The organism is Pseudomonas sp. DCA-1, assembly GCF_046523955.1.
Taxonomy (GTDB): Bacteria; Pseudomonadota; Gammaproteobacteria; order Pseudomonadales; family Pseudomonadaceae; genus Aquipseudomonas; species Aquipseudomonas putida_Y.
The window spans coordinates 1,692,051-1,700,000 of the sequence record NZ_CP169881.1; the positions used below are offsets into that span (position 1 = coordinate 1,692,051).

A 7,950-nucleotide genomic window follows, 5' to 3' on the forward strand; every position below is an offset into this window, starting at 1 on the left:
TTTGCCTGCATTTTTTATATTGCCCGAGTCGGCCCCTTTTGCAGCGGCGGCGAATCTGCAATCGAATAAACATGATTAGCTAGCTAATTAATCGTTTCCGCTTTATTCTTCCCACCATTGTCTATCTTTTCAGTAAGACCATTCCCCGCAAGGTCCGCCTCGTGCCCATCACCTTTCAGGCCCTGTTCGCTCCCAGCAGCCTCGCCCTCAAGTTTGCCATCAAGACCCTGCTCGGTGGCGGCCTGGCGTTGTGGCTGGCAATGCGCTGGGGGCTGGAGCAACCCTCCTGGGCATTGATGACTGCTTTCATCGTCGCCCAGCCGCTATCGGGCATGGTGGTGCAGAAAGGCTTGGCGCGGTTGGCCGGCACGTTGGTCGGCACAGTCATGTCGGTGCTGTTCATCGGCCTGTTCGCCCAGACCCCCTGGCTGTTTTTGCTTACCTTGGCGCTGTGGCTGGCCCTGTGTACCGCCGCGTCCACCCAGTTGCGCAGCGCCTGGGCCTATGCTTTCGTGCTGGCCGGCTACACCGCAGCGATCATCGCACTGCCGGCAATCGACCATCCACTGCAGGTATTCGACCAGGCCGTGGCTCGCTGTACCGAGATCTGCCTGGGTATTTTCTGCGCAACAGCCAGCAGCGCCTTGCTCTGGCCCATGCGGGTCGAGCAGCAACTGGGCGGGCAGGCGCGGCAGGCCTGGCAGAACGGCCTGCAGGCCGCCAGAGCCATGCTGGGCGGAGAGGACGAGGCGCGCAAAGGCCTGCTGGAAAGCCTGGGACGCATCGTCGCCATCGACAGCCAACGTGAACATGCCTGGTTCGAGGGCAATCGCGGGCGCCAACGTGCCCGTGCCATTCGTGGCCTTAGCCAGAAACTGATGGTGCTGCTGCGGATTTCCCGTTCGGTGCGCCGCCAGTGGCGGCAACTGGATGAGCGTGAGGTCGAGCACCTGACGCCCTGGTTGCAGGAAGTGCGTGCGCTGCTGGATCAACCCGACCAGCCCAGTCTGTTGTTGTTGCGTCAGCGTATCTGGAATGCCGCACACGATGAGCAGATCAGTTCGGCGGAACACTTCTGCCTGGCGCGCATGGCCCTGCTGCTGGACTATGCCATGGCCGCCACCCAAGCACTTGAGGATGTGGAGGTGGGCAGGGCGCCCAAGGACGTGTCCCAGGGGCTGGCCGCGCACCGTGACTGGTCGCTGGCCTTGCTGTTCGGCTCGCGCAGCGCGCTGGCCTTTTTGGTAATGAGTGGCTTCTGGCTGGCCACGGCCTGGCCTTCTGCCCCGGGTGGATTGATATTGACCTGCGTGGTCTGCAGCCTGTTCGCCAGTCGCGAGAACGGCGCACAGATCGGCCTGAGCTTCCTGCGCGGGATATTCCTGGCGGTACCGGCGGCGTTTCTGGTCGGGCAGATCATACTGCCGCAATGGAGCAGTTTCGCCATGCTCTGCCTGGGCATGGGCGTGCCGCTGTTTCTAGGTGCACTGGGTATGGCCCATCCGCGTACCGGGGCTACGGCCACTTCCTATTGTCTGCACTTCATTGTGCTGGTGTCGCCGCTCAACGCCATGCAGTTCGGCGTGGCGACCATGCTGAACAGTGCACTGGCCATGCTGGTGGGGGTGTCGGCAGCGGTCATGGCCTTCCGCTTACTGGTGTTCCGCCACCCGGCCTGGCTGGGCCGGCGCTTGCGTGCTGCAACGCAGAACGACCTGGTGCGCTTGACTCGGCGCGATCTGCGCGGGGCTGACAGCTGGTTTGGCGGGCGCATGGCTGACCGGCTGATGCAACTGGCGCGGCATGCCAGTGAATTACCGGAAGGTGAACGCAAACGCTGGGATGACGGCCTACACGGGCTGGATATCGGCGACGAACTGGTGCACCTGCGCATGTGCCTGGCGGTCGCCCAGGCCCCTTTGGGGCCGGCCGAGCGCGAGTACCTTCAACAAGTGGAGGCAGTGTTGGCCAAAGGGCCGGCTGCCGGGCGTGGGCAGCGGCTGGATGCTGCCAGTGAGCAGTTCATTGCAGCGTTGCGTCGGCTGCCAGCCAGCGACCCGCTGCGGCTGGCCGAGGGGGCGGTGCTGCAATTGCAGAAGAGCTGGGGCAAATGGTGCCGCTGGCAGGAGGACACCCATGGGTTTGCGTGAGTGGGAAGTGGGCGGTGTGCTGCTCAGCCCGTTTCTGCTTTATGTCTTGTTGGCGCTGCTGCTTACCGGCCTGCTGCGCCTGGTGGTGCATGCCACGCCGTTGGGGCGCTGGATCTGGCATGAGGCGCTGTTCGACGCGGCGCTGTTCGTTTGTGTGTTGTTCCTGGTGGTACGCCTGCTGGGAACTTTATAAAGGAGTGTTTCGATGCGTGCGGCCGTACGTACTCTGGTGACCCTGTGTGTGGTGGCCCTGGCCGTGTTGGCCGGCTACCAGCTGTGGCAGTACTACATGCTCACCCCATGGACGCGCGATGCCCGTGTGCGCGCCGATGTGGTGGTGATAGCGCCTGATGTGTCTGGCTGGGTACGCGAGCTGAAGGTCCATGACAACCAGCAGGTCAAGGCTGGCGACCTGTTGATGAGTATTGACCGCGAGCGCTTCCAGGCCGCGTTCGATCAGGCTAGCGCGGTGACCGAGACCCGCGCCCAGCAACTGCGCTTGCGCGAGCGTGAAGCAGCCCGGCGTACTGCCCTGGGGCCAGAGGCGATCAGTGCCGAGTTGCGTGAAAACGCCCAGATCAATGCTGCCATCGCCCGTGGCGAGTTGCATGAAGCCGAGGCGCAGTTGCAGGTGGCCAAGATCAACCTGGCGCGCAGTGAAGTGCGGGCCCCGCGCAGCGGGCATATCACCAATCTGCGTCTGGCCGAAGGCAACTATGTGAACACCGGGGAATCGGTGATGGCGCTGGTGGATGATTCGACGTTCTACATCCAGGCCTATTTCGAGGAAACCAAGCTGCCGCGTATTCGCGTAGGGGACACCGTGAAAGTGTGGCTGATGGGTGCGGGTGAACCGATGCAGGGGCACGTGGAAAGCATCAGCCGCGGCATCACCGACCGCAACAGCAATCCGGACAGCCAGTTGCTGCCGGAGGTAGAGCCGACTTTCAACTGGGTGCGGCTGGCCCAGCGCATACCGGTGAGGATTCGCCTGGACCAGGTACCGGAAGGGCTGACCTTGAGTGCGGGGATGACGGCGAGTGTGCAGGTGCACGAGGACCGCGACCCGCAGTGATGGTGCTGCCTCAATAGACAGAAATGAAATTTTTGAAGCGGTACAGCCTGGTCGTGTGGAGAAGGCAGTACCGCTTGAGTTCGCCGACGACGTTGGGCAAACACGAAAAACTTGGCGAACGGCCCGCCAGTTGCGTTAGGCTGCCGCTGTGAGTTGCCCGACAGAGGCAACCCTTCTCCCGCCAGGCGTGCGTATCTTCCGATTTCATTGCGAGGTTACGTCATGGCCATCACTTCCCAGGATATCTGCAACGCCGCCGATCAGCTAAAGGGCTTTGTCGGTTTTCACGGCAAGCGCGGTGTTCATATCGTGCGTTTCTCCGAGGACGCGTTCGGCATGGACGTGGCCGACGCCAGTATCACCCCCTGCAGCGAGTTTGTCTGGCGGCCTGAAGGAGGACAGCGCATGGCGCTGTGCCGCGAACGGCTTTCGCTGTTGCTGAATCTGCATGTGGATGAACGCTTGAACATTGGTGAACCGCTGCGCGCCTACCTGCGCCGGTGTGATCTGCCCGAGATCGTGGCGCAGCGCAGCCTGCAGCAGCACACCCGGTCTGTGTCGGAGTAGCACAAGGCTGCTTCTGCTAGGGCTGTGCTGTGCTTTGGGATGTTTGGTGCAACAACGCCGCCAACCCTGCGCTGTCCAGTGGCCTGCTCAGGTAATAGCCTTGCACTTCATGGCAGCGGTCCTTTTCCAGCGCCTTGAGTTGATGTTCGCTTTCCACGCCTTCGGCTGTCACTGTCAGCCCCATCGCCTCGCCCAGGTTGATGATGGCCTGGACCACTGCGCGGTCGCTGCCGCTGTTGCTGTTCAGGCCGCTGATGAAGCGCTTGTCGATCTTGATACTGTCGAACGGGTAGGTACGCAGGTAGCCCAGCGAAGAATAGCCAGTGCCGAAATCATCCATGTTCAGGCGCACGCCGAGCTCCTTGAGCGACAGCATGGTGCCTAGCGCCCCTTCGATGTCATTGAGCATTACGTTCTCGGTAATTTCCAGTTCCAACCGTTGGGCGGGGAAGGCCGTGTCGAGCAAGGTTTCGCGTACGTCGGCTACCACATCGCTGCGCAAGAACTGCGCAGGCGACAGGTTGACCGAAACCAGCACATCGGCCGGCCAGTCAAGGGCAGTGCGGCAAGCTTCGCGCAGCACCCAGCGGCCCAGCGCAACAATGATGTCGCTCTGCTCGGCCAACGGGATGAAGGTGTCCGGCCCCAGCAACCCTTCCTGTGGGTGCTGCCAGCGCACCAAGGCCTCGACTGCGACGATACGCAGGTCCTCAAGGCGATAGCGCGGCTGGTAATGCAACTCGAACTCCTGATTGCGCAGGGCCCGGCGCAGGTCGTTCTCCAACTGGCGACGGTACTGGATCTGCTGGTTCATTTCGGCAACGAAGTAACGCCATGTGCTCTTTCCATCGGCCTTGGCCTGGTAAAGGGCGATGTCGGCGCAGCGGATCAGCTCGCCTGCATCGAAGCCCTGATTACGCGTCTGGGCAATGCCAATGCTGGCACCAATGTGCAGAGGCTGGCTGTCGAAGACGATGGGTTGCTGCAGCAGGCTGATCAGGCGCGCACAGAAGCGGTCGATCTCGCTGCTGTTGTCCATGCCGTTGAGTACCAGGATAAACTCGTCGCCGCCCAGACGCGCGACCAGGTCGCCATCGCGGGTGGTGTCACGCAGGCGCGTTGCCACTTCTTGCAGCACGGCATCTCCGGCGGCATGACCGAGCGAGTCGTTGATCGGCTTGAAGTTGTCCAGGTCCAGCAGCAACAAGGTCAGCGGCGGCGAATCACTGCCGCGCAGCAAGGCCTGCTCCAGGTGCCTGGCGAGTTTGTTGCGGTTGGCCAGCCCGGTCAGTGGGTCGTGCAGCGAAAGGTGCTGGATGCGCGCGTGGGCATCGACTTCGTCGGTGATATCGCTGGCGGTACCCCGAAAACCGATGGCCTTGCCATTGCGCCAGATAGCACGGGCGGATATCCGGCAGTAGCGGTTCTGGCCATTCTGGTCGCGGTAAGTGCAGCGCAGGTTGGCCAATTGTTGCGGGTCTGCGGTAACCAGGGTGTCCAGCCAAGGTGACAGCGGCGTGGTATCGCAGGCCAGCAATTGGTTGAGCGGGTGACCCAGCCAGCCGTCTACCGGGTAGCCGGTGACGTTGGCGAAGCGCTGCGACAGGTAAGTCAGGCGTTGTTGCCGGTCGGTCTCCCAGATCCAGTCGGACGCCGACTCGGCCACCGCGCGGAAACGCTGTTCGCTGGCCTCCAGGGCCTGGTTACTCTGTTGCAGGTGCACGAGCGTGAGGCCGATCGCTCGGGAACTGCGCAAGGCATGGCGAAACAGGTACAGCATCACCAGCCCAAGTATCAGCAGTGCGCCCAATAGTGTCGGCAACACTGCCCACAACAGTTGACGCCCCGGCAGCGGGCTGTTCCAGGTCAGATGGTAACCGGTTTCGCCCAGCTCTATACGCAGGTGGCTGTGATCCTGCATATCCTCCTTTTCCACGTGCATGCCGGTCAGGCCAGCGCCGTTGCCCAACTGCGCCAGTTTGCTTTCGGTGAGCTGATCAATGAACAGCATCACTGGCGCTTGGCTCACCTCGCTGTCGGTTACCTCCCGGTCCGGGCGCACAGCAGCTGCACTGAGTGCCGCCGGCCAGCCATTGAACAATACGAAACGGGTGACCTGCTCGCGTGAAGTTGCCGCCGCGCGGGCCTGTTCGATGATCGGCTGTAGGGGGGTATCTATATAGGTGTTGGCACCTGCCTGGCTGGGCTGGCCTTTGAACAAGGCATAGGTGGTGCGGCCGTTTTCCACTACGAACACCCCTTCGTAGCCGCTGGCGCTGTACAACGACTCGCCTATGTTCTTTTCCTCGTAGGCCCATTGCCAGTCGACTTGGCCCGCCAGGTGCTCGAAGGCTGCATCCCATACGGCATAGCTGGACAGAAACTGGCGCGAGGCGAGCAGCCGTTGTTCCAGCGCCTGGTTCGCATGGAAGGCGCTACGCTGGCGTTCCTGCTGGTCGAGCGTGGTAGCGATATTGAACAGAGCGCCGAGAATGACCAGGCAGGCCAGGCCGAACACTGCGCTGAAACCGGTAATAAGGTGGCGCACCTGAAAGCGTGGTGTGGGGCTAGCGGGTGGAAGCTTGGCGGTCCTGGCCATGCGCGAGCGGCTCCTTCAGGCAACCTCCCGCCAGGCAGTCAGGAAGGAGGTTCAATCAGGATAGGCCAGCCTGAGCGCGGCAGCTTGACCGCGGGCAAAATTGACCTGATCGCGGCCAGCGTGCTTGGCGATATACAGCGCCTTGTCCGCCTGTTCGAGCCAATGCTCGGGGGACTCAAGGTTGGCTTCGAAGGGAGACAGGCCGATACTCAGGCTGATGCGCAGGTGCGGTAGCTGCGGGTTGCGGTAGCTGGAAACCCGTTCGCGCAGGCGCTCCATGGCTTGGCAGGCCTGAGCTTGGCTGGTTTCGGGCAGGATCACACAGAACTCGTCGCCGCCGTATCGTCCGGCCTGGTCGCCCTCGCGCAGGCTTCGCCGCAGCTCAGCGCTGATCTGGCGCAGTACACAGTCACCGACCACATGACCGAAGGTGTCGTTGATGGTCTTGAAGTGATCGATGTCGATCAGGGCAATCACCGCGTGCCCCTGTTGCTGCTTGCAAACCTGGAACTTCAGCAGCAGCAGGTCCTTCCAGGCGCCGTGGTTGAACAGCCCGGTCAGGCTGTCGGTGAGGCTCAGGGCGCTCAGTCGGCGCTTGTGGTCGCCCAGCTTTATCGCAAGCTGGTAGCACACCCAGCCCAAGGTCAGCGGGTACAGCGTCAGCATTGGCAGGCACGCATAGACCTGCAGGGGCGTGGCGGTCAATTGCAAGCCAGGGCCAAGCAGCAGGAGAGCGGCGAGCATGCCAGCCAGTTGCGCCAGCCCTCCACGAAAGACCATGCGCTTTCCGCCGGCGGCGACGTTGTTCATCGCCATCATCGACAGTACGGTCACGCTGGGCAGCGGATTGAAGTGCATGGCGGCGGCCCAGAACCCGCCCATCAGCGAGTCCAGCAGGAGGTTACGCTGCTCTGCCTGGTAGGGCGCTGTCGAGCGGGCAGCCCACAGGTAGGCCATGTGCGGCCACAACAAACCGTTGAACAGTACCAGCAGCCACATCCAGGCGGGTGGCGACAGCGGCGCAATGGCCGCCATGACAGTGAACAGGCCGATTCCCAGGCCGACGACACGCGGCAGGTAGATGCGCTTGACGAATGAAAGCCCTTTGCCGTTGCGGTTGTCCATAATGCTCATATTCTTCCGCTGATGTACCGTTCATCGCATAATTCCCATGAATATTGTCGAACAGTGCTTCATCGGCGAGAAATGACCTTGCAAGCCAATTCACGGTTGATTCGATCACCGAGGGGGGCATCAAGGCTTTCCTGTTGCTTGGGGCGCCTGATGGTTCCTCCTGATGTTGGTCAGCCAGGCTGGACTCACCGGATCGCGTGCAGAGCGGGGGCAGCCCGGCCTGTTAGTCCCGCTGCCAGGGGCAGGAGCGAACCGTAGCGGTGCGCTGAGTATCACTTGCGCTCGTCCGAACTGCGCGGGGGTAGGGCCTCGTCATCGTTTAGAAGCCGCGAGGGTGGTTTGCCACTGTCACTACGCACCTGTGCATGGCTGATCAGGGCGAAGATGAAACTGCCGCCTATGATGTTGCCCGCCAGCGTCGGCAG

General features: G+C 62.2%; 7 protein-coding genes (1 of these 7 cut by a window edge). 4 read left to right on the forward strand and 3 right to left on the reverse strand.

The window, feature by feature from the left end; genetic code table 11:
* Positions 1–161: 161 nt before the first annotated feature.
* From ACE4QZ_RS08110 to ACE4QZ_RS08125, 4 genes are all read left to right on the forward strand, one after another.
* Entirely contained in the window at positions 162–2,150 is a 1,989-nt protein-coding gene (locus ACE4QZ_RS08110) for an FUSC family protein (RefSeq protein WP_021785852.1), read from the forward strand.
* A complete protein-coding gene (locus ACE4QZ_RS08115; protein WP_012051433.1) occupies positions 2,137–2,343 on the forward strand; it encodes a DUF1656 domain-containing protein in 207 nt (68 codons plus the stop codon). Before ACE4QZ_RS08110 ends, ACE4QZ_RS08115 begins: the two co-directional genes overlap by 14 nt.
* 12 nt (positions 2,344–2,355) lie before the next feature.
* A complete protein-coding gene (locus ACE4QZ_RS08120) occupies positions 2,356–3,225 on the forward strand; it encodes an HlyD family secretion protein (protein WP_021785853.1) in 870 nt (289 codons plus the stop codon).
* Between the two features lie 222 nt (positions 3,226–3,447).
* Positions 3,448–3,792, forward strand: coding sequence for a DUF2025 family protein (locus ACE4QZ_RS08125; RefSeq protein WP_103463177.1), 345 nt, complete (start codon positions 3,448–3,450; stop codon positions 3,790–3,792).
* Between the two features lie 16 nt (positions 3,793–3,808).
* Here ACE4QZ_RS08125 and ACE4QZ_RS08130 read toward each other — a convergent pair whose 3' ends face one another.
* From ACE4QZ_RS08130 to ACE4QZ_RS08140, 3 genes are all read right to left on the reverse strand, one after another.
* Positions 3,809–6,391, reverse strand: coding sequence for an EAL domain-containing protein (locus ACE4QZ_RS08130; RefSeq protein ID WP_103463176.1), 2,583 nt, complete (start codon positions 6,389–6,391; stop codon positions 3,809–3,811).
* 51 nt (positions 6,392–6,442) lie between these two features.
* Positions 6,443–7,516 carry a diguanylate cyclase gene (locus ACE4QZ_RS08135; protein WP_103463175.1) on the reverse strand — a complete coding sequence of 358 codons (1,074 nt, stop codon included), beginning with the start codon at positions 7,514–7,516 and terminating at the stop codon, positions 6,443–6,445.
* Between the two features lie 281 nt (positions 7,517–7,797).
* A protein-coding gene (locus tag ACE4QZ_RS08140; protein ID WP_103463174.1) for a formate/nitrite transporter family protein crosses the window boundary here: on the reverse strand, positions 7,798–7,950 show its final stretch. Its footprint extends 744 nt past the window's final position; the window shows 153 of its 897 coding nt (coding positions 745–897); its start codon lies beyond the right edge, outside the window — the gene reads right to left on this strand; its stop codon occupies positions 7,798–7,800.